Origin of the sequence: Acinetobacter sp. WCHAc060006 (assembly GCF_004209135.1) — a bacterium.
In the GTDB taxonomy this organism is placed as follows: Bacteria; Pseudomonadota; Gammaproteobacteria; order Pseudomonadales; family Moraxellaceae; genus Acinetobacter; species Acinetobacter cumulans.
Genome location: NZ_SGSS01000034.1, coordinates 1 through 22,290 on the forward strand (window position 1 = coordinate 1; position 22,290 = coordinate 22,290).

Here is a 22,290-nt window from a genome sequence, read left to right on the forward strand (position 1 = left end):
TATTTTTAAACCATTAAGGAATATGGCTATAACGCATATATTTTAAAATAAGGCCTTTGCGATATCTTAATTTACGGTCATCGCGGTGATCTTGATAATATTTAGGATTGGGCAAGATCGCTGCTAAAAATGCAGCTTGTTCACGGCTCAAGCTTCTTGAGCTTTTACCAAAGTAATGTTGCGTTGCCGCTTCCACCCCATAAATATGATCGCCAAACTCTACCGAGTTCAGATAAACCTCTAAAATCCGTTCTTTAGACCACATACGTTCCATCATCCACGTTGCAACCGCTTCTTGGCCCTTACGCATAAAAGAACGCTTATTATATAAAAATAGGTTTTTCGCTAATTGCTGTGAAATGGTTGAACCGCCAGCAACCACCTTGCCTTTGTCTTTATTACGCTCCATGGCAAACTGCATACCCGCCCAGTCAAAACCATTATGCTGTAAAAATTTACCATCTTCGGCAGCCACAACTGCGTGTTTCATATAATCACTAATTTGATCGTAATCACGCCATTCGTGCTGAATGGGTTTAGACTGAGTTGACCAATAATCCAAACGCATCATCATGGTGGTGTCGACTGGATTTGTACGCCACCAGACTAAACTTGAAAAGATCCAAAGCTGAATCAATAGCACCACACTGACTAGAATTAACAAAGATCGGACAATAAAGGCTTTCATGTCAGTTTGTTGCTCCTGAATCTCACTATTTTCGTGTTAAGCTTATTTTTAAACGAATAATCACAGCAAAAGAATAGCATGCCTGAATACGCGCCCCCTAAAATCCACCGCAACAAAACCAACCTTCAACTGTGGTGGTTTACTGCACTGCTGATTGCCATTAATGTCGGTTTATTTGCTTGGCAAGTTTTACATGGCATAGATATTACGAGCCCAAGTACAGCGGATGCTATTCGTTGGGGTGCTGATTATGCACCTTTAAGTTATTTAGCGGAACCCATCCGCTTATTTACCAGCATGTTTTTTCATTTTGGCCTGATTCATCTCGCACTCAATATGTGGGCATTGTATATCTTTGGCAATATTGCAGAACAAATGTTAGGACGTTATTACTATATTGGCCTATATATGCTGGCTGGCCTAAGTGGTTCATTGCTCAGTGGCTATGTGGCAATTCAGGATTCTTATGAGTTGTTGCAAATTGGCACAGCCAATCCAAGTTTACTCCCCAGTGTCGGTGCAGGTGCATCAGGTGCGGTAATGGGGCTAGGTGCTGCATTGACTGTTATTTCATTATTCCCAAACTTACCTAACCAGCGTTTTTTACTGGATAAAAAAACCTTATTAATGGTCATGGGGATTAACTTAGCCATGGGCTTTACCATCAGTGGGATTAATAATGCCGCCCATATTGGTGGCATGCTCATGGGTGGTTTTTTGGCATTGGCATGGTATTGGGGTGAAAAAATTCAACGCCCGCGCCTCATTCAATTGATCGCGCTCATTGCAGGGGGCATAATCTGCTGGGTAGTCTATCAATATTGCCTAATTAAAGTTGCGACCATTGCACCATTTTGGCATGAACTACTGCAATGGATGACGCAATCTATACAACAACCACATGCCTAAAATTACGCTTGTTACAACAAATGCAGCCCAAATGATCATTCACTTGGGCTGCATTTTTATGTACTAAACTCAAATAGATGCTAATACACCTAATTCAGTTCTCTTAAACTTTGAAGCGGTGGAATGTCACTTAAATAACTAAGTCGATAACGTCCGATCAGCATACATACTAGCGTCATACACAGCGGTAAGATCCACCAAATTTCCCAATGAGGCTGTAGCACCAATTCCATTTTATAACTGGCGATTGCACTAATGACTTCTGCAAAAAAGCAGGAAACCACACCCGCAATAAACCCCATGAAGCCAATTTCTAAACTAAGCATGCGTTTCAGCTTTTGCTTAGAGCTTCCAAATGAACGCAACAAAGCGACTTCACGCTTACGTTCATCCATTAACAAGTTTAAACATGCAATAAGCACCAAGATGCCTGAAAGTGCCACCAATAATGCCAAAATACTGATAATTTGAACCAATAAACCGACAATACGTTTTACTTCATCCAGCACCAAACTCACATCAATAAACACCGTATTGGAAAATTGCTGAATCATGTCAATTAACAAAGGCTTCTGCGCTGGTGGTACATAAAAGCTGGCCAAATAGCTACCCGCGTTTGCATCCATCGTTTGTGGTGAAAAGATAAAAAAGAAATTCGGACTAAAGCTTTCCCACTCTACACTGCGCAAGTTAATCACCGTGGCCTGTAATACGCCCTCAGGTAAACTAAAAGTCAGTCGATCACCAATTTGAATGCCAAGCTCTGTTGCTGTTTTTGCTTCTACAGAAACCTGATGCGACTGGCTAAATTGTTTGGCCCCACTCACAATGACATTATCACTTGGAAATGTGCTGGCTTGGGTCAAATTCAACTCACGGCGTAATGAATTATTGTGTTGTACCAATTGCGTGGCAAAAGGTTGATCATTTTTGGCCACCAAACGCCCACGTACATTTGGATATAGCGGTGTCCCTTTCCAGCCATGTTGGTTCAGTTGTTGCTGAAATGCATCTTTCTCAAACGGCGGTAGACCATATACAAATTGGTTTGGCGTACCTACGGGTAATTGTTGTTGCCAGCGCTCCAATAAATCTGTGCGGAGCACGGCCAATACCGTGATTAAACTCAGCCCCAAAGCCAATGCAGTAATTTGAAATGCAGTCTGATACGGCGTTCGTACATAAGCAGAAATGCCTAGTTTCAAACGGCGAATAAATTTCAGTAAACCCCAAATCAAGCCATACAGCACAGCACAAAGTACTAAAATAGCCCCCATCACCCATGCTGTGAGCACAAGATTTTCCGTCAATACCACACTAAAAATAATGAGGCTAAGCATGCCTGAAAACAGAACCAATAACATAGACTGCACAGACTTTTCTTGTTGTCGAATCACACGTATAGGTGGCGTGTTGAGGAGTTGCCAAAGCTGAGGCAACACAAAACCTAGTAACACCGTGGCACTAGTCAATAAAGCAATCGGTAATGGTCCCCACAACATGGCAAATGCAGAAAAAGGAACATTCAGCTGTGGAATCAACTGCATCATCAACTGTAATAAGCCGTAGCCAAGCACCACGCCAGCAATACTTCCCAATAACATTGCCACAGCAAAGACCACCAATAACAAGAATAAGTAGGCCTTAAAAATCTGAACCTTAGAAGCCCCCATACAACGCAGTAACGCAATATGATTTTGATTTTGCAAAATATAGCGTTGGCTACTCAGTGCGATGGCAATACCACAAAGCAAAATGGTTAAAATATTGGCCAACTGTAAAAATGTATCTAAATTCGCAATCGGCTTCATTAAGCGCGTATTGCCTTCGCTGGCATTTCTTAAGCGAAGTCCTGCCTGCTGTTCATCTTCAGTTTGTGCGACCTGTGTAGATTGAGTCTTTTGTTGGTTTTTAAACTGCTTAAAGTCTTGCTCATACTGTTGTATGGCCTTCGGCTCCCCCGCCAATAACACGCGGTAATCAATACGGCTGCCCAGTTGAATCGCATTGGTTTTTACTACATCTTGCTGTGCAATCATGACTGTTGGGGAAAAACCACTAAAGCCCAATTCCTGATTCGAATCATGTAAAATTTTGCCACTCACCCGAAATTGGCCGTCCGCAATTGCAATACGATCGCCCAATTTGACCTTGAGCAAATCCATCGCACGTTGGCTCAACCAGACTTCACCTGACTGTAATTGTTGAGCTTTGGGCTCAATCGTCAGTTCACCCCGCAATGGAAAGTTGGTTTGTATGGCTTTTACATTGACCATCACAAACTGCTCATCTGTATGAGCCATTGAGCTAAATACCGTCACTTCAGATTGCTTTAAACCTAGCCCCTGCGCTTGCTCCCGCCATTTTGGAGCAATAGGCTGCGTATCGTTCAGCACCAAATCAGCAGCCAACATTTCAGCCGCTTGTAACGCCACTGCATGTTGTATTTGCTCATTGCTAAACTTGAGTGCCGTAGTGGCACTGATGGCCAAAGTTAAGGCAATAATCAGTAAATAAACCCCAGTGGTTTGAAAGCTCTGACGCAGTAAAGGGCTAAATAATGCATTCATGCTTAGCTCCCCTTTATATGCTCAATGAGCTGGCCATCATGCAATTCAAAATGGCGTTGGCATTTCTGTGCTAACTGCTGATCGTGGGTCACCAACACCAAGGTAGTCCCCAACTCACGATTTAGATTAAACAGCAATTGTTCAATCTCTTTGGCTGTTGCTCCATCTAAATTACCTGTCGGTTCATCAGCAAATATAATTTTAGGCTGCCGAATCAATGCGCGTGCAATCGCTACACGCTGTTGCTCACCGCCAGATAAAACCTTGGGTGTTTGAGCCGCTTGTCGCGTCAAACCTACACGCTCCAATAAAGCGAGTGCCTTTTGCTCTGCTGTTGCATAATGAAATTTGGCATCTAAACGTAAAGGCAACATCACATTTTCAAGTGCTGTTAAGTGTGGTAAAAGCTGAAAGGACTGAAAGACAAAACCAATATGTTTAAGGCGAATCACAGCACGTTGTTCTTCATTGAGTGTTTCAACTACTTCTCCACAAACCTGTAAGTGCCCAGAACTGGCCTGATCTAAGGTGGCTAAAATCCCTAATAATGTAGACTTCCCCGAGCCAGAACGCCCTGTAATCGCAACTTGCTCACCTGCATGAATAGCTAAATTTAAATTTTCAAAAATACATAATTCTTTATCTGCAAGTTTTATCTTTTGTGTCAGTTGCTGGGCAGAAATAATTGCCTGTGGCATGATGGATTTATCAGTCGAAGATTGGCTCATAATTTTCCTAATATGCGGGCTTATATGCTAAAACGTGTGCAAAAATTTAAAGTTAAAATCGCTATTGTGCCATGTGCACTACTCTTTAGTTTGAGTATGCTCCCTGTGTACGTACAGGCTAAAACCATTATGATTATGGGTGATAGTCTAAGTGCAGGCTATGGCATACCCGCACAGCAAGGCTGGGTAAATTTGCTACAAAAGCGCTTAGACCAACAGTATCCGAAACAACATAAAGTGGTCAATGCAAGTGTAAGTGGCGAAACCACCAGTGGCGCATTAGCGCGTTTACCCAAACTGTTGCAAACACACCGTCCAGACCTTGTGGTGATTGAATTAGGTGGTAATGATGGCTTGCGTGGGCAACCACCAAAAATGATTGAAAAAAATTTAGCACAATTGGTTCAAAAGAGTCAGCAAGCTAAAGCCAAGGTGGTGCTGTTTGGCATGAAGATTCCACCGAACTATGGCAAAGCCTATAGTAAGGCTTTCGAAAATAATTACAAAACTGTGAGTCAGCAATACAAGGTTCAACTGTTGCCCTTCTTTTTAGAAGGCGTTGCGGGCAATAAAAACTTGATCCAAAGCGACCAAATTCATCCAAATGCCAAAGCACAGCCTCTGCTGTTGAATAATGCCTATCCCTATATTAAGCGTCATTTATAGCAAAACTGAGGCATGAAAAAGGCGCTAAACATAGCGCCTTTTGTTTTTATGCAGAATCTATCAACAGTTAAAAGTCGTAGAAACTTACTTTACCTGTTTCGAGTGAATACTCCGCACCCACTACTTTTAATTTGCCTTGAGCAATTAGGTTTTCGAGCACAGCAGAACCATGACGTAACTGATTTACCGAAGCAAATACGTTTGAACGTACTGCATGCACTGACAATTTATCTAAATCATCTTTTAATTCAGTTTGCAGTAAAATTTCTACAGATGGGCGTACACGGTTCACAATCGACATTAAATTCGCTGATGGTGGTGTTGCTGGATTCATCAATGCTTCAATAGTGGAATGAATTGCGCCGCAGTGGGTGTGACCTAATACAATGACCAATGGACAGCCAAAGCTATCGGCTGCAAATTCCACACTACCCACCTGAGATGGTGCAACAATATTCCCTGCAACACGAATAACAAACAAATCGCCCAGACCTTGGTCAAAAACCATTTCGGCAGGTACACGTGAATCTGAACAGCCCAAAATAATTGCAAACGGCTCTTGGCTTTCTGCCATCGCTGCACGCTCTTGATGCGTCAAAAGCTTAAGGTGTTGTGTTTGACCACTGACAAAACGTTCATTACCCTTTTTTAAACGTTCTAAAGCTTCTTCTGCTGTTAGCATGTTCTTCTACCCTGATTTGAAGTTAACATATTTTATGCTTGCCTATTTTGAATGTCACTTGCAAAAAGCAATAGTGCGTAATTTTTTTATAATATTTTGTTACATTTATCACTTATTTCAATCTCACACCACTTCGCACAAGCACATTATAAGAAAAGATTCTTCATGCAAGAGCTATGCCGATTCAAATGAATAGCATCGATCTGGACTGAACAACTTCATACATTCTGAGCACAATCAAAGTGAATGAAAACTCGCTCAATGCAACAATGTTGTATGCACACCTAAAACACATATTTTATTTAACTCCATCACATTTTAAGCTGTGTTTTTCACGCCACGTTCACAACAAAATCGTGACTTATAACGCGATTTCATTAAAATAAAAGCATAAGTCATTTCAATTAAAGCATTTTTTGCAATCAATAAATTGATCTACGAATCACGATAATAATTTTTAGCACATTTCTAAGGGGTGAATGTCAATGAAAGGATTGCATTTGACAGCACAAAGGATCCTTCAACTCGCTGGACTGTGTTTGGCGTGTACAACAAGTATCTCAAGTTTAGCTGCTCAAACGACGCAACCAACGTCAACATTTACCACGCCTTATATTTTACAAGACTATTTAAGCCAACAGCGTAAAGCCGCTGGCTTAGTATCGAAGAGCATACAAGTAGGCAACGTAAAGTGGACTTATAACGAGGGAGGTTCTCGAAGTTCACCTTCAATCCTATTGATTCATGGTCTTGCAGGTAACCGCGACAATTGGAATCGTGTGGCACATTATCTTACGCCTTACTATCATGTGATTATTCCAGACTTACCAACCAATGGTGACACTCAAGTTCCTTCCGATTTTGATATTTCTGTCCCCAATGTGACCGAGCAACTGCGTCAATTTGTAATTAAAATTGATGTTGAAAATAAGCTGAATATCGCAGGACATTCATTAGGTGGTTCTATTGCGACTTTATATGCTTCACAATTCCCCTTCGATACTCAAAGTTTATTTTTGATCAACAGTGCAGGCATATATAAAAAAGCCAATACTATTTATAGCAAAGACCCGTATTTTTTAAAAAACCTCATTGTGAGCAAACCCGGTGATTTAGATGAAGTCAGTCATCAGCTGATGCAACAACCACCAAATGTACCGTTTAAACTCAAACAAGCCCAAGAGAAAGTCCTTATTGCTCAGTCGCCTCAAACACAAAAAATGATTGAGCAAATTATTACACTTAATCGAATTTACACACCTGATAGTTTTGCACGCTTGGCGCGAAATGTAGAAGCACCCACCTTAATTTTATGGGGCAAGCAAGACAAGATTATTAACGTCGAAGCGGCAAATGAATTAAAATCTTTATTGAAACGTGCTGAAGCTCCTGTCATTCTTAATAATGTCGGCCACATGCCGATTATTGAGGCTGATCAGGAAGTGGCGAATCACTATTTACCCTTTCTGGCCAAAAGCCAAAAATTTATCAATCCGCTTACGGATAAACTCATTCCTTTAAATTAGGTACACCCAGACAGTATGCAAAAGCACCCTATGATTGAGCAGCTCATTGAAGCTCAACTTAATTTTTTAGATCACACTTTTAGCCAAAGCCCTACTGTCGACACTGAGTTTGTTCATTTTTATCAATGGTTCCGCAAACAGCCACTCCAACAGCTGTGGTCTTTTGAACAGATTCATGGCCTGATTGAAAAGCAAATATTACAAACACCGGCCTCTGGTTTTTTAATCGAACAAATTGCAGAACATATCAAATTTGCGTTGGTGCATCCCATCAATGACAGCACAACAATTGCCGATATTATCCCTGTGCTCACCGTAGATAAAATTGCGCAATATGTCGCAAGTAAAAGTGGACATCGTCAACGCCTGATTAAAACCATGGTGAATAATCCTGCTTTTTCAGCCATGATTAGCCAGCTCATACAGCATTCCATTCAAGACTATCTGGATAACTCAGTACTGGCCAAAAGCGTACCCGGCGTATCACGCTTTATGAAAATGGGTAAATCTGTACTGGAAAATGTCACCGATACAAACTTAGATGATGCAGTTGCCAAGTACTTACAAAAAAATATTCTAAAGCTCAGCCAAATGAGTGAAACTGTATTAAATCAGCACTTTGATGACCATAAGCTCTATCATTTCCAAGCCAATCTTTGGCATAAAATCAAAGCAATGCCTGTGTCTGTACTTAAAAATTATATTGAAGTTCAAGACCTCCCAGCCACTGTAGGCATGGGTGCAGAAATTTGGGATTTTATTCGTCAAAGTGAGTATTTAAAACAACAAGTGCATGATGGTGTGTATGCATGGTATGTGCGTAATGCGGAGCGCCCTTTTGACTTATTGCTGCGCGATTTAAATATTGATGAAGCGCTAATTCAACATGAATTAAGTGCACTGCTACAACCTGTCATACAGCAAATGATCGCTTCAGGTTGGTTACGCGAACGTTCACGCCATTATTTAGAGCAGTTCTATTATGCAGCCGAAACTTTAAAAATTTTAGCCATATCTAAATAAGCAAACAGATCAAATAAAAAAGCCGCTTTAAGCGGCTTTTTTATTGGCAAATTAGAATTTGATATTCATACCAACAGTATATCTACGACCATCCAACACAATGTCGTATTCGCCATTGGTAATTTCTTTATTGGCCAAGTTATAAACCCCAGCTGTTAAGCTCAACTTTTCGCTGGCTTTAAATACTGCACCAGCATCAAATGTACCATAAGCTGGTGTACCACTCGCCATAGACGTACGGCTTAAGTAATCACTGGTTTTACCACGGTAGTTATAATCCATCCATGTATTCCAACGATCTGAAACATCATAATCTAAACCAATGTTAAGCATGTGCTTTGGCATTTTATTTAAAGGCTGACCTTTAAACTCACCGCTTTTTTGCTCAGATTCAGTATAAGTATAGCTTGTGCTCGCACTTAAATTATCCAGTAAGTCATAATCTAATGTGAATTCAACACCTTTCATTTCAGCATCAGACACGTTCATCATTTGGCTAACAAAACGGTAAGGTTTACCATTCGCTTCACATTTCCAATCTTCTACAGGTGAACTGTTTGTGGTTCCCGGTGTTTCACATAAGCGGTCTTCAACAATTTTATCTTTAAAGTCTGACTTAAAGACCATTAAGCTGGTATTGAGGCCCAAACTAGGATCTGAAAAATTAAAGCCCAACTCATAGCTTGTGCTCTTTTCTGGAGAAAGGTTTGGATTACCAATAATCACGCCACTGCCTTTACCAGTACGGCTACCAAAACCTTCAGAAATTTGGCTGATGGTTGGTTGTTTATAACCTGTGCTTACACCACCTTTTAAAGTCAAAGCATCCGTTAAATGATAAACACCGTAAATTCGCGGGGTAATTTCGCCACCTAAATATTGATCTTTATTGAATCGAGCACCCAGTGTTAAAGCAAAATCATCAGTAATGTTCCACTCATTTTCTGCATACAATGCAAATAACCAACGTTCAAGCGAAGTTACACCGGTAACACTCGCTAAACCATTGGTCGTATCGGTAATTTCTTCTGTTTGATACTGACCACCCACTGTTAAAGTATGGTCGCCCAAGAAGAATGTCCCTTGTGTATTGAATACTTTTAAGTCTTCTTGTTTACGATCCGCAACTGCGCCGCTATACACTTTCTTGGTTTTTTCGTCTTGGAAATATGAATCAAGGATAAATGTATCGTAATGTGCCTTGTGGGTTAAGGTATACATTTCTTTTTCATTTTCATTGATAGACGCTTCTGCTACTGTACCAACACTCTTACCTAAAGTTGTGGTGTATTGCTGCCCACTAAAATCATAGCGTAAGCCAATGTCGTTGTTTTCATCGACACTCCACACCAATTCAGTGCCCAGTTTTTTGACTTTTTTCTCAGATTCACTTGAACCTGATTTTTGTCCTTCGCCACCAATATAATCACTTTCATCATTGCCTTGGAAATTACCATCCAAGCTCAAAGAGAGTTTGTCTTTAATCAGCGGGCCTGTCGCATAAAAACCAACACCGTAGCTGTCATTGGCATAGTCGTTATCTGATTTTGTATATTCGGGAGAGATGCTACCGTGCCAATCGCTTGATGAGGCTTTTTTAGTAATAATATTAATAACACCGCCCATTGCATCTGAACCATACAATGAAGACATTGGGCCACGTACCACTTCAATACGCTCAATCATATCAATAGGTGGTAAATATGCGCCAATTTTACCGCCATCTGTACCATTACCATTGACTGTTCGGCCAGCACTTACAGGACGTCCATTCACCAAATACTTGGTATAACTTGCCCCCATCCCGCGAATGGTAATTTCTTTATTGTTACCGCCCCCTTGCACCGAAACACCCGGCATATTTTTCACGGCATCAATAACATCGGTATATGATTTTTTTTGTAATTCTTCACCTGTAATCACTGAAATTGAAGCAGGTGCATCGGCAATGTTTTGCTCGAAACCGCCAGCGGTTGTTACAACAATGGTTTCAAGTTTTGTCACATTCTCTTGAACAGCAGAATTTTGCTCATTTGCTTGTAATTGCGCAGTGAATGCTGATGCAACTGCAAATGCTAAAGTTGAACGAATCAATGGCTTATTCATACTCGTATGCCCTTACTTACTATCTATGGATGGTCTTTGATTTTCGGGGCTCAGTGTAACAAAATACAAACGTAATGCAATTATAATTAATAATTATTCTCATTATTAATTAATAATTCATATCCTCAACAATAAAAAATGAAACTCATTATCCTATTAAAGTGAGGTTTTTCGACACGCTAAGTGAGATGGTGATTTTTCCAAGTTACTAGGGTCTCTTCTATTTGTATACTCATTTGGCCATATTTTAAGGTAAATAAATAACCAAATTTCACGTGCATTTTATTTAACCTACGAAAGCAGTGCACTGAATAAAAACAAGCTTATTATTTTTATTACTTTAAGCTTAGCAACAGTACTCCCCCCTCAATGGATAGAATGTGGACTGTCCAATGGTCAAGCAAGTATCTACACACCATTTTTATAACACCCAAATGTAGCTGTCATAAAATGTGGCACAAAAAAAATAGCCTCAAATTGAGGCTATTTTTTTAATTTCTAAGTGCTTATTTAAAATAAGCGCCTTCAGTATTACTGTGATCTGTTTGATCCACTACACGCATCAATTCTGGGACATGTTGTCTTAAAGTCGTTTCCACGCCTTGTTTTAAAGTTAAATCAATTGATGAACAACCTTGGCAACCACCACCAAATTTAAGCACCGCAGTTAAGCCATGTTCTGCGTCTTCAACCACTTCGACCAAAGCACAGTTACCGCCATGGCCTGCAAGACCTGGGTTAATTTCTGACTGTAAAACATAAGTAATACGTTCTTCTACAGAAGCATCTGGACCTACACGTGGCACTTTAGAGTTTGGCGCACGGAACGTCAGCTGACCACCAAAACGGTCTTTGTTGTAATCAATCACAGCATCTAACAAATATGGAATAGATGGGGTATCAACATAAGCTGCAAAGTCTGGGTAATCTTGCTTGTAATCTGTAGGCACAATTTCTTCTGGTGCACTGTACGCCATACAGCACTCAGCACGCGGTGTTCCAGGATTTTCCACAAAAACACGTACCGCAATACCTGGCGTATTTTGTTTCGCCAACAAGTCTTTTAAATACTCTTGTGCATTGGGTGTAATTAATAAATTTGGAATCTCTTCTGCAACTACAGTGCTGGTGTTCTCAGTCGACATAACAATATTTCCTCATGCTGAATTATCTATTTTACCTGAAGATGCGGTTCAGTAGAAAAAAATCAACCAAAATTGTCGGAATTATCTTGAAAGTTCACTTTAAAGCCCTTTTTAATGGCATGATGCATCTTAAATAGTCAAAATATAGAACAGAATCCTATGCTGGACTTACCCTTTAATCACACGGTCACCATTATTTTAATTACCGTGGTTGTTTCATTTCTTGCCTTTCAAAACGAAAAAATCATGAACCGTCTGATTTTTTGGCCCCCTGCTATTAAGCAAAGCCAATATGACCGCTTTGTGACGCATGGCTTCATACATGCCGATGGTGCACATCTGTTATTTAACATGATCACCTTATTTTTCTTTGGTAGCATTATTGAGCAGTTCTATCGCCAATACTTATTTGAAATGGGCTTTGTGCTGTTCTATATCGGTGGTTTGATTGCAGCAATTATTCCAAGTTATCTCAAGCATAAAAATGATCATCGCTGGGCCAGCTTAGGTGCATCTGGCGCTGTTTCAGCCGTATTATTTGCCTATATTTTATTTCAGCCGTGGAAGCTGATTTTTGTATTTTTTATACCTGTTCCAGCCATTATTTTTGCCGTGCTGTATGTGGCTTATAGCATTTGGTCTGGCAAACGTGGCAACAGCAACATTAACCACAGTGCACATTTGTGGGGAGCTGCCTATGGGGTCCTCATGACCATTATTATTGAGCCAAGGGTCCTTCCTCACTTCTTTAATCAGCTGATGCAATTGCCATTTTAACCACTGAGCCTACTGCATAGATTGAGTAAAAAACCGATATTGGCAACATAAAAAAAGGGATTCTTATGCAGAATCCCTTTTTAGTTCACTGGCTAGTGATTGGTATTAATCGCTTCTGCGTAAGAAGGATTAAACATCTGTGTGGACCAAAAGCTCACCATGTTCAAAATGCCAATTGCGCTGATAAGCAGACACAAACTTGGCAATAAATACAGGCGCACGATCAATCGGAGTTTTTTCTTTAAAATGACCTGCATTAATCGCCCAGTCATAACAACTCTGATCCAGTGGATATTCGATTAAAACACCACTTAAATAATTATTTTCAATCCAGTCTTTGGCTTGCAGATAGTTAGAAAATACTGCTGAAGAGAAATTGGATTTTTGTGCACTAAATAAATAGACGCTCGTTAAATCACTCATAATTTTTCCCCTAAGAACGAATTCTTCTTTTGATGATTTAATCTACATCTTTTATTTTGTGATGCATATCACACTTTATTGTTTTTTTGCTGTCATTTTAGCCAACTTTCGTAACCAATATGACATCAATAGAAAATAGTATTGATTACCATTAAAACTAAATAATAATGCTAATTATTTTCATTTAATAATTATTCTGATACATTCATTGAAATTTTTGGGAATATTCAAGAAGATGATTAAAAAATCATTATTGTATGCTGTGATTTTAGCGCTAACTTCTCCTGTATCCAGCTTAGCACTTGCTACACCATTTACGTTAAAAGCCACAGAACAAAATACGATTGAACTTAAAAATGCGCCACAAAATATTGCTGTCTATGATCTTGCTATACTCGACACTCTGAATGCTTTAGGTATAGACGCAAAAATTGTTCCTGAAACCAGTTTCAGTGGTGATTTAGCCAAATATCAAAATAATCAATTCATTAAAGCGGGTTCTCTATTTGAACCTGATCTAGAAAAGTTAAAAGCAACCAAGCCTGATCTTATTTTTGTAGGTGGACGTTCAGCAAAAGCGCAGAGCCAACTCCAACAACTGGCGCCTACTGTAAGCTTATCGGCTCAAACTGAGCATTATATCGCCGACTTAGAACAGCGTACTCAGTTACTGGCAAAAGCATTTAAACGTGAAAAAATTGCCAATGAAAAATTAGCAGAAGTTAAAAAGCTACAGGCTGAACTTAAATCTTTAACACAGAATAAATCTGCGCTAATGCTATTTGTAAATAAAGACAACTACATGCTACATGCAGCCAATGATCGTTTTGGCTTTGTTTATGATTTAACAGGATTTAAATCTGTACTCCCGCTAAGTGAAAAGTCTGATGCACCACGCCCAGAAGCGGGTTCTGCTGCTGCCCTCGCCTTGGCAGAAAAGAATGCTCAATTGCTTAAAAAAGCTGTCGAAGCACAACCTGATTACATCATTTTATTAGATCGTGGTGCAGTCAATACACAACAGTACACAGCAAAAGATAGTATTAAAATGCACCCTGTTTTAAGCCAATCTGATGCGGTGAAAAACAATCGGGTCATTAATGTAAATGCTGATTCATGGTATTTAACTGGTGCAGGCTTAGACAATACGATTGCAATGCTCAAAGAGCTGAAACGAGCCATTCAACCTTAAACGTAGTCAAACCGCTTGAAATCAAAAGGGAAGTTTATGCTTCCCTTTTTTCATGAAATATCTCGAAATATTTTTCTACAAAACATTGGTAGTTTCTGCCAAGACCGAATCGAATTTGGCATAGATAATGTATACAAATGTATATTAACGACAATGTCAGGTGAGATATTTTGCATGTCTAGTTCTTTAGAAGGCCTCCAGTTTCCAATTTCTGCTACACAGCAAAAGCCCAGCACATCCAAAGTCGGGCGTGAAATTATTGCGGAAGCATTGGCCTCGGTCGATCACAACCTGTCACTCAAAGCCACGCAAGAAAAAAACTGGCGTAAACAATATCCAAAATATTTCAAAGCTTTGGTCCAACATGGCATTCTCAATGACCAAGCTCCGCTTCATATTGCGACTTCAGGTTTAAATAAAGCGCATCATAGTTTTGAGTTTTATCGAGATGGTGAAAAGCACTTATTAGTTGATGTGATGTCTTTGCCAGCAAAGCCTTTACATACCATTCAATTAAAAGGTGAAAGTGATGCAGCACCTGAATGGTATGTACCTTATAAAGGGCAAAACTTGCAAGGTGATGCACTTTTAGCACAGCTTCAAAATTGGCAAGATGCAGGTATTGTTGAACCGAGTCATGCTGATGCTTTAAGAGCTTGTGTAGCGCACCCAGAATGGTTCGATCTATCTGACCGTACGGTTGTACTGTTTGGTGCAGCTTCTGAGGCTGGCCCACTTACCTGGCTCTCTAAATGGAAAGCCAATATTGCCGCTGTTGATTTACCTCACCCACGTATTTGGGGCAAAATATTAGACACCGTAAAGCACGGTAATGCCACACTATATGCGCCATGTATAGAAGCACTGTCAGACGAAGCAACCGAAGCAGAGCTTAGAGACAAGCTTGGTGCCAATCTATTGACGCAAACACCTGAAATTGCCCATTGGCTGGCACAAAGCCAACATCAATTAGACTTGGCGGCCATTGCGTATTTAGATGGTGAAAAACACGTTCGCGTATCTCTGGCGATGGATGCCATTATGCAATATGTCAGTGTACAAAAGCCCGATACCAGCCTTATGTACATGTGCACACCAACCGATGTCTATGCTGTGCCTAAGGAAGTGGTTGAAGCATCACAAAACAAATTCACGCATCGCTCTAAAGCGCAGCAATTGCTGAGCCAAGGGATTTCTACGCTCAGTGCTCAGCACTTTTTCCAAAAGAATTCACATGACTTAATTCTTTCCAGCAATGGTCAATCCTATGGTATTGCTGATTGCTTGGTAGTGGAACAAGGACCAAACTATGCGCTGGCAAAACGTATTCAACAGTGGCGTGCCACATTAGCCCGACATAATGGTCAACGTGTGAGTATCAATATTGCACCCTCTACAACCACGCATTCAGTGACCAAAAATCCTTTGCTAAAAGCAGCCTTTAATGGTGCTGAGCTGTTTGATGTAGAAGCCTTTGCCCCTGAAACCACCAATGCCATTATGGCAGCTTTATGGATACACGATCTTCGCAATCCTGAATCGGTGGCTAACCCAGAACTTAAGTTAGATCATCCACTTGAACTGATGATGAAAGGCGCAAACCACGGTGGTTTATGGCGTGTTGCATATTTAGCGCGAACTGCATTGCCATTTGCTGCAGTCTATGGCTTTGCAACAGATAAACTGCCTATCAAATCCATGCTCCGAACGTTGAAAAAGGCATAGCGTAAAGAGTTCGCCCTTCTCATTTTCCTACAACCTCAGTGGTCTATGGGAAAGGTGTGTATTGTTTGGGTGTTTAGATACGTTCTGTGCTCCTGATGATCTCATTCATACAGTGAACCATAGAACTTAAACACAAAAGCAGACCATAAAAAAACGCTATCGAAGTAGCGTTTTTTTATGCCTTAAAAGTGCTTAGAACACTTGTAAGAACAGCCAATATAAACCACCAGACAAACAGATTGTCGCTGGTAAAGTGAAGATCCATGCTGAAAGGATGGTTTTCACTGTAGCAAAGTTCAGGCCTGATTTGTTGGCAACCATTGTACCTGCAACCGCAGAGTTCAATACGTGTGTAGTTGAAACTGGCATACCAAAACCATCTGCAGCAGCAATTGTGGTCATAGCAACAAGCTCAGCTGACATCCCTTGACCATAAGTCATGTGATGCTTACCAATACGCTCACCCACAGTCACTACAATACGTTTCCAACCCACCATGGTGCCTAGACCAAGTGCCAATGCAACAGCGACTTTCACCCATGTAGGAATGTATTGAAGGAACGAATCTAAGTTATTACGGTATTCTTTGACGTTTTTCGCTTGATCAGCCGTCATTGCTGGAAGCTGTTCTGCTTTATCTAAACGCTTAAATGCCGTAGTATTTAAGTACATGTCGTTACGAATTGTAGAAACTTCAGTTTCTGGAATATCTTTTAGATCGCCATACTGACCCACACGCTCACCTAAGTGATCAGTTAAGCTTGCTAAAGCAGGCACAACTTCAGGGGTAATTTCTTTGGTCTGAATATATTTGGTAATCACATCACGCGCTTTGTCATCTGCAATATCATCATGCTGTGCATAAATCGCAGTCGCTGTTTGTGCAGACAATTGTTCAAATGATTGAATATGCGCTTGGTCTAAATTCTTGTTTAAAGAATAGGCCAAAGGCACACAACCAATCAAAATCAACATGATTAATCCCATGCCTTTTTGACCGTCATTTGAACCATGCGCAAAACTTACGCCTGTACAAGTAAAGATCAAAATTGCACGAATAAGCGGTGGTGGTGGTTTATTGCCTTCAGGTGGCTGGAATAATTCCATTTGTTTCTTAAAGATTTTTTTAACCAATAAGAACAATACCGCAGCAAATGCGAAACCAATTAAAGGAGAAAACAGTAAAGCTTTACCCACTTTAATCACTTGGTCCATGTCTACACCCGATGCACCGCTACCTGCGTGCAGAATGTAGTTCATAATGCCAACGCCTAGAATCGAACCAATTAAAGTATGCGAACTAGAAGCAGGAATCCCCAAGAACCAAGTACCAAGGTTCCAAAGAATGGCCGCGATGAGCATGGCAAAAACCATAGCAAAGCCAGCTCCAGAACCGACATTCATGATCAGCTCTACAGGTAGCAATGCAATAATGCCGTAGGCAACTGCACCACTGGCAACCATTACGCCTAAGAAATTACAAAAACCAGCCCACATCACCGCCACTGGTGCAGATAATGCGTTGGTATAAATCACCGTTGCGACAGCATTCGCTGTGTCGTGAAAACCATTTACAAACTCAAAACCGAGCGCAATAAACAAAGCGGTACCCAATAAAATCATGGAGTAGAGGCTAAGTGCAGGAACATGCGCAAGATCAGCTGTAAGTTGAAAACCAATATAAATTAACGTTGAAATAATTAACGTTAGAAACACCGGCATAAAAAATTTCGGTGTAGGCACATGAACATTCGTCGACTTATTGTTTGTCGACTGGTGTGCTGAATCTACGGGAGTTTGATTAGAATTCATGCAAGCAAGAATGGAGGATTTAAGAATCCCCATATTGTTCAATTAAATTGTGACAATTATATGACAAAGCGGTGTCATATAAAGCAATATTTCATACTTTATTTTTTACAGCTTGCCATCAATTATGCTTATTTGCATTCAAATCAATCATTAATATTCATAGTGTTACAACCATTTCTGTTCATTTATCATTATTAAAACACGCTGTTTTTGCACCGCAAAAGATCATGTTACAAAACATGAAATATAAGCTGTACTTAAGGGTTCTACAGACCAAGGCATAGCATGCTAGAGAGATATGACAACTTGATGAAGTATTTATGACAATCCAATCTTGCTACAGCAACCACTTTGAGGCACGGCGAAATATTCAACAAGCTCAACTTTGCGCTTAATAATTAAACTCAATATCAGAAATAATGAACTGAATTCTGTTAATATATTTGCCGATTTTATATTCCATCGGATTGGGGTTATTTATGTCCACGCTCGCCACCCTAAAAGAGCTACTCGCTCAACGGATTCTGATTATCGACGGTGCTATGGGCACTATGATTCAGCGTCATAAACTCGAAGAAGCTGACTACCGTGGTGAGCGTTTTGTTGACTGGGCATCTGACCTGAAAGGTAATAATGACCTTTTGGTACTGACACAACCTCAAATCATTCAAGGCATTCATGAAGCCTACCTCGATGCTGGCGCAGACATCATTGAAACCAACAGCTTTAACGGCACCAAAGTTTCAATGTCTGACTATCACATGGAAGATTTGGTCACTGAAATCAACCGTGAAGCAGCGCGTATTGCCAAAGCCGCTTGTGAAAAATACTCAACACCAGAAAAGCCGCGTTTTGTTGCGGGTGTGCTTGGCCCGACTTCACGTACTTGCTCAATCTCGCCAAATGTAAATGACCCAGCTTTCCGTAACATTACTTTTGATGAGCTGAAAGAAAACTATATTCAAGCTGCGCATGCCCTGATTGAAGGCGGTGCGGACATTCTGCTCATCGAAACCGTATTCGATACTTTAAACTGTAAAGCTGCCATTTTTGCAGTGAAAGAAGTGTTTAATCAGCTGGGCTATGAATTGCCATTGATGATTTCAGGCACGATTACCGATGCCTCTGGCCGTACCTTAACCGGTCAAACCGCTGAAGCGTTCTGGAACTCTGTGCGTCATGGTGACTTATTGTCGATTGGCTTTAACTGTGCCCTAGGTGCAGATGCCATGCGTCCACACGTCAAAACCATTGCAGATGTTGCCGATACTTTTGTTTCAGCGCATCCGAACGCTGGCTTGCCAAATGCCTTCGGCGGTTATGATGAAACCCCTGAACAAACTGCAGCCTTCATTAAAGAATTTGCAGAAAGTGGCTTGATTAACATTACTGGCGGCTGCTGCGGTACAACGCCGGATCACATCCGCGCCATTGCCAACGCAGTCAAAGACATTGCACCACGCCAAGTGCCAGAAACTAAGCCTGCTTGCCGTTTAAGCGGTTTAGAGCCGTTCAACATTACAGAAGATTCGCTGTTTGTGAACGTCGGTGAACGTACCAACGTGACTGGTTCTAAAAAATTCCTGCGTTTAATCCGTGAAGAAAATTTTGCCGAAGCTTTAGAAGTTGCGCAGCAGCAAGTTGAAGCTGGCGCGCAGATTATCGACATCAACATGGATGAAGGCATGCTGGATTCAGAAGGCGCAATGGTGCACTTCCTGAATCTAGTAGCATCTGAGCCTGAAATTTCACGTGTGCCAATCATGATTGACTCATCTAAATGGGACATCATTGAAGCAGGCTTAAAATGCGTACAAGGTAAAGCGGTTGTTAACTCAATTTCCTTGAAAGAAGGCTATGACGAGTTCGTCGCAAAAGCGCGTTTGTGCCGTCAGTATGGCGCTGCCGTAATTGTGATGGCCTTTGACGAAAATGGTCAGGCCGATACTGCTGCACGTAAAAAAGAAATTTGCAAGCGTTCTTATGATGTATTGGTCAATGAAGTGGGCTTCCCTGCTGAAGACATCATTTTTGACCCGAACGTATTCGCAGTCGCAACTGGTATTGAAGAACACAACAACTATGCTGTGGACTTTATTGAAGCGACAGGCTGGATTAAGCAAAACTTGCCACACGCGATGATTTCAGGCGGTGTGTCTAACGTATCGTTCTCATTCCGCGGTAACGAGCCTGTACGTGAAGCGATTCACTCAGTGTTCTTATACCATGCTATTCAGCAAGGCATGACCATGGGTATCGTCAACGCAGGTCAAATGGCGATTTATGATGATATTGATGCTGAACTGAAAGCTGCGGTTGAAGATGTGATCTTGAACCAAAACCAAGGTGAAAGTCAGCACGATGCAACTGAAAAGCTGCTTGAAGTAGCTGAGAAATACCGCGGTCAAGGCGCTGCGCAAAAACAAGTTGAAAACTTGGAATGGCGTGAACTTCCAGTTGAAAAACGTCTTGAGCATGCTTTGGTGAAAGGCATCACGACCTTTATTGATGAAGATACTGAAGAAGCGCGTTTAAAATCAGCTCGTCCGCTAGACGTGATTGAAGGCCCGCTGATGGACGGCATGAACGTGGTTGGCGACTTGTTCGGTTCAGGCAAAATGTTCCTGCCGCAAGTGGTGAAATCTGCACGTGTGATGAAGCAAGCAGTAGCTTGGCTGAATCCGTTCATTGAAGCTGAAAAATCTGGCGGTCAGTCTAAGGGTAAAGTCCTGATGGCGACTGTGAAGGGCGACGTGCACGACATCGGTAAAAACATCGTAGGCGTAGTACTTGGCTGTAATGGTTATGACATTATCGACCTTGGCGTGATGGTGCCTTGCGAGAAGATTCTGCAAACCGCCATTGATGAGAAAGTTGACATCATCGGCTTGTCTGGCCTGATTACTCCGTCACTCGATGAAATGGTGTTTGTTGCTAAAGAAATGCAGCGTAAAGGCTTTAATGTTCCGCTGATGATTGGCGGTGCAACGACTTCTAAAGCGCACACTGCGGTGAAAATTGACCCTCAATATTCAAATGATGCAGTGATTTATGTTGCTGATGCTTCTCGTGCGGTAGGTGTTGCAACAACTTTACTTTCTAAAGAAATGAAACCGAAGTTTGTTGAGGAAACCCGTGCTGAATATGAAAAAGTGCGTGAGCGTATTGCCAACAAACAGCCAAAAGCAGCTAAGCTGACTTATGCTGAATCGGTTGAAAATGGTTTGAAAATTGACTTTGCAGCCAATGCGCCTGTGAAGCCAAACTTCATTGGTACGCAAACGCTGACCAATTATCCATTGGAAACTTTGGTTGAATACTTCGACTGGACGCCGTTCTTTATTTCTTGGAGCTTGGCGGGTAAATTCCCTGCTATTCTGACTGATGAAGTGGTGGGTGAAGCAGCAACTGACTTGTATGAACAAGCGCAGACTATGCTGAAAGATATTATTGACAACAAACGTTTTGATGCGCGTGCGGTCTTTGGTATTTACCCTGCTGCCCGTTCAGGTGCAGACACGGTTCAAGTGTTTGATGAAACTGCGAAAACAGTGACGCATACTTTTGAGCATATCCGTCAGCAGTCTGACAAAGTAACGGGTAAACCAAACTTGTCATTGGCGGACTTTATTGCTCCTGAGCTTGGATATGCAAAACAACGTTTTGCCCAAGCGCAAGAGCGAAACGAAAGTGTAGCTGAGCCAGTTGAGATTCAAGATTACTTGGGCGGTTTCACGGTGTCGATCTTTGGTGCAGAAGAAATGGCGAATGAGTACAAAGCCAAAGGCGACGACTACTCTGCTATTTTGGCGCAATCGTTAGGTGACCGTTTTGCAGAAGCGTTTGCAGAACATTTGCATGAGCGCATTCGTAAAGAGTTCTGGGGCAACCAAGCATCTGAAACTTTAAGCAATGAAGAATTGATTAAAGAGAAGTATGTCGGCATCCGTCCGGCGCCGGGCTACCCTGCTTGCCCTGAGCACTCTGAAAAAGCGCCATTGTTTGACTGGTTAGGTTCTACCGACAAGATTGGTACGCAGTTGACGACGAGCTTTGCAATGTGGCCGCCTTCATCTGTCAGCGGTTTCTATTATGCTAACCCTGAAAGCCAATATTTTAACGTGGGTAAAATCGCAGGCGATCAGCTTGAGGATTATGCGAAACGTAAAGGCTGGACTTTAGATGAAGCGAAGCGTTGGTTAGCGCCTAATTTGGATGATTCGGTTCAATAATTTGCATTAATAAAAGCCCTCACAGTGAGGGCTTTTATTTTTTAATCCCCCTAAATCCCCCTTTTTCAAAGAGGGGCTTTCACGTA

At 41.2% G+C, this 22,290-nt stretch carries 16 protein-coding genes; 8 read left to right on the forward strand and 8 right to left on the reverse strand.

Annotated features, from left to right (window positions below; all coding sequences use genetic code 11):
* Nucleotides 1–13: 13 nt before the first annotated feature.
* Entirely contained in the window at nucleotides 14–688 is a 675-nt protein-coding gene (gene mtgA, locus EXE29_RS15045; protein WP_106985754.1) for a monofunctional biosynthetic peptidoglycan transglycosylase, read from the reverse strand.
* 78 nt (nucleotides 689–766) lie between these two features.
* Between mtgA and EXE29_RS15050 the strand changes: the two genes are divergently transcribed.
* Nucleotides 767–1,597, forward strand: a complete 831-nt coding sequence (locus EXE29_RS15050) for a rhomboid family intramembrane serine protease (protein ID WP_120364968.1) — start codon at nucleotides 767–769, stop codon at nucleotides 1,595–1,597.
* Between the two features lie 89 nt (nucleotides 1,598–1,686).
* Here EXE29_RS15050 and EXE29_RS15055 read toward each other — a convergent pair whose 3' ends face one another.
* Complete coding sequence (locus tag EXE29_RS15055; protein WP_120364969.1) at nucleotides 1,687–4,167, reverse strand: ABC transporter permease; 2,481 nt, start codon at nucleotides 4,165–4,167, stop codon at nucleotides 1,687–1,689.
* Between the two features lie 2 nt (nucleotides 4,168–4,169).
* Complete coding sequence (locus tag EXE29_RS15060; protein WP_120364970.1) at nucleotides 4,170–4,895, reverse strand: ABC transporter ATP-binding protein; 726 nt, start codon at nucleotides 4,893–4,895, stop codon at nucleotides 4,170–4,172.
* A 24-nt stretch (nucleotides 4,896–4,919) separates the two neighbouring features.
* Between EXE29_RS15060 and EXE29_RS15065 the strand changes: the two genes are divergently transcribed.
* Complete coding sequence (locus EXE29_RS15065) at nucleotides 4,920–5,561, forward strand: arylesterase (protein WP_120364971.1); 642 nt, start codon at nucleotides 4,920–4,922, stop codon at nucleotides 5,559–5,561.
* Between the two features lie 67 nt (nucleotides 5,562–5,628).
* On the opposite strand, the gene EXE29_RS15070 is transcribed toward EXE29_RS15065, so the two are convergent.
* A complete protein-coding gene (locus EXE29_RS15070; protein WP_106985759.1) occupies nucleotides 5,629–6,243 on the reverse strand; it encodes a carbonic anhydrase in 615 nt (204 codons plus the stop codon).
* Between the two features lie 485 nt (nucleotides 6,244–6,728).
* Between EXE29_RS15070 and EXE29_RS15075 the strand changes: the two genes are divergently transcribed.
* A complete protein-coding gene (locus EXE29_RS15075; protein WP_120364972.1) occupies nucleotides 6,729–7,769 on the forward strand; it encodes an alpha/beta fold hydrolase in 1,041 nt (346 codons plus the stop codon).
* Between the two features lie 15 nt (nucleotides 7,770–7,784).
* Nucleotides 7,785–8,792: a hypothetical protein gene (locus EXE29_RS15080; protein WP_117007663.1), complete on the forward strand. Its 1,008-nt coding sequence runs from the start codon at nucleotides 7,785–7,787 to the stop codon at nucleotides 8,790–8,792.
* A 51-nt stretch (nucleotides 8,793–8,843) separates the two neighbouring features.
* On the opposite strand, the gene EXE29_RS15085 is transcribed toward EXE29_RS15080, so the two are convergent.
* Together EXE29_RS15085 and nfuA are read right to left on the reverse strand one after the other, a co-directional pair.
* A complete protein-coding gene (locus EXE29_RS15085) occupies nucleotides 8,844–10,898 on the reverse strand; it encodes a TonB-dependent receptor domain-containing protein (RefSeq protein WP_120364973.1) in 2,055 nt (684 codons plus the stop codon).
* A gap of 506 nt (nucleotides 10,899–11,404) precedes the next feature.
* The gene (gene nfuA / locus EXE29_RS15090; protein ID WP_106985763.1) at nucleotides 11,405–12,043 is read right to left on the reverse strand and encodes a Fe-S biogenesis protein NfuA; all 639 of its coding nucleotides are present in this window, start codon (nucleotides 12,041–12,043) and stop codon (nucleotides 11,405–11,407) included.
* 159 nt (nucleotides 12,044–12,202) lie between these two features.
* Here nfuA and EXE29_RS15095 point away from each other — a divergent pair, with 159 nt between their 5' ends.
* A complete protein-coding gene (locus tag EXE29_RS15095) occupies nucleotides 12,203–12,820 on the forward strand; it encodes a rhomboid family intramembrane serine protease (protein ID WP_117007661.1) in 618 nt (205 codons plus the stop codon).
* A gap of 129 nt (nucleotides 12,821–12,949) precedes the next feature.
* Here the strand turns inward: EXE29_RS15095 and EXE29_RS15100 are convergent, their stop codons facing one another.
* Nucleotides 12,950–13,243 carry a DUF7710 domain-containing protein gene (locus EXE29_RS15100; RefSeq protein WP_106985765.1) on the reverse strand — a complete coding sequence of 98 codons (294 nt, stop codon included), beginning with the start codon at nucleotides 13,241–13,243 and terminating at the stop codon, nucleotides 12,950–12,952.
* 235 nt (nucleotides 13,244–13,478) lie between these two features.
* On the opposite strand from EXE29_RS15100, the gene EXE29_RS15105 reads away from it, so the two are divergent.
* Complete coding sequence (locus EXE29_RS15105) at nucleotides 13,479–14,435, forward strand: ABC transporter substrate-binding protein (RefSeq protein ID WP_120364974.1); 957 nt, start codon at nucleotides 13,479–13,481, stop codon at nucleotides 14,433–14,435.
* Between the two features lie 174 nt (nucleotides 14,436–14,609).
* The gene (locus EXE29_RS15110; protein ID WP_120364975.1) at nucleotides 14,610–16,160 is read left to right on the forward strand and encodes a hypothetical protein; all 1,551 of its coding nucleotides are present in this window, start codon (nucleotides 14,610–14,612) and stop codon (nucleotides 16,158–16,160) included.
* A 192-nt stretch (nucleotides 16,161–16,352) separates the two neighbouring features.
* Here the strand turns inward: EXE29_RS15110 and EXE29_RS15115 are convergent, their stop codons facing one another.
* Nucleotides 16,353–17,972: an inorganic phosphate transporter gene (locus tag EXE29_RS15115; protein ID WP_117007658.1), complete on the reverse strand. Its 1,620-nt coding sequence runs from the start codon at nucleotides 17,970–17,972 to the stop codon at nucleotides 16,353–16,355.
* 479 nt (nucleotides 17,973–18,451) lie between these two features.
* On the opposite strand from EXE29_RS15115, the gene metH reads away from it, so the two are divergent.
* Nucleotides 18,452–22,204, forward strand: a complete 3,753-nt coding sequence (metH, locus tag EXE29_RS15120; protein ID WP_120364976.1) for a methionine synthase — start codon at nucleotides 18,452–18,454, stop codon at nucleotides 22,202–22,204.
* Nucleotides 22,205–22,290: the final 86 nt, after the last annotated feature.

Coding starts and splice junctions, on each gene's coding strand:
- mtgA (WP_106985754.1), bottom strand. CDS start 688: ATGAAAGCCTTTATTGTCCGATCTTTGTTAATTCTAGTCAGTGTGGTG.
- EXE29_RS15050 (WP_120364968.1), top strand. CDS start 767: ATGCCTGAATACGCGCCCCCTAAAATCCACCGCAACAAAACCAACCTT.
- EXE29_RS15055 (WP_120364969.1), bottom strand. CDS start 4,167: ATGAATGCATTATTTAGCCCTTTACTGCGTCAGAGCTTTCAAACCACT.
- EXE29_RS15060 (WP_120364970.1), bottom strand. CDS start 4,895: ATGAGCCAATCTTCGACTGATAAATCCATCATGCCACAGGCAATTATT.
- EXE29_RS15065 (WP_120364971.1), top strand. CDS start 4,920: ATGCTAAAACGTGTGCAAAAATTTAAAGTTAAAATCGCTATTGTGCCA.
- EXE29_RS15070 (WP_106985759.1), bottom strand. CDS start 6,243: ATGCTAACAGCAGAAGAAGCTTTAGAACGTTTAAAAAAGGGTAATGAA.
- EXE29_RS15075 (WP_120364972.1), top strand. CDS start 6,729: ATGAAAGGATTGCATTTGACAGCACAAAGGATCCTTCAACTCGCTGGA.
- EXE29_RS15080 (WP_117007663.1), top strand. CDS start 7,785: ATGCAAAAGCACCCTATGATTGAGCAGCTCATTGAAGCTCAACTTAAT.
- EXE29_RS15085 (WP_120364973.1), bottom strand. CDS start 10,898: ATGAATAAGCCATTGATTCGTTCAACTTTAGCATTTGCAGTTGCATCA.
- nfuA (WP_106985763.1), bottom strand. CDS start 12,043: ATGTCGACTGAGAACACCAGCACTGTAGTTGCAGAAGAGATTCCAAAT.
- EXE29_RS15095 (WP_117007661.1), top strand. CDS start 12,203: ATGCTGGACTTACCCTTTAATCACACGGTCACCATTATTTTAATTACC.
- EXE29_RS15100 (WP_106985765.1), bottom strand. CDS start 13,243: ATGAGTGATTTAACGAGCGTCTATTTATTTAGTGCACAAAAATCCAAT.
- EXE29_RS15105 (WP_120364974.1), top strand. CDS start 13,479: ATGATTAAAAAATCATTATTGTATGCTGTGATTTTAGCGCTAACTTCT.
- EXE29_RS15110 (WP_120364975.1), top strand. CDS start 14,610: ATGTCTAGTTCTTTAGAAGGCCTCCAGTTTCCAATTTCTGCTACACAG.
- EXE29_RS15115 (WP_117007658.1), bottom strand. CDS start 17,972: ATGAATTCTAATCAAACTCCCGTAGATTCAGCACACCAGTCGACAAAC.
- metH (WP_120364976.1), top strand. CDS start 18,452: ATGTCCACGCTCGCCACCCTAAAAGAGCTACTCGCTCAACGGATTCTG.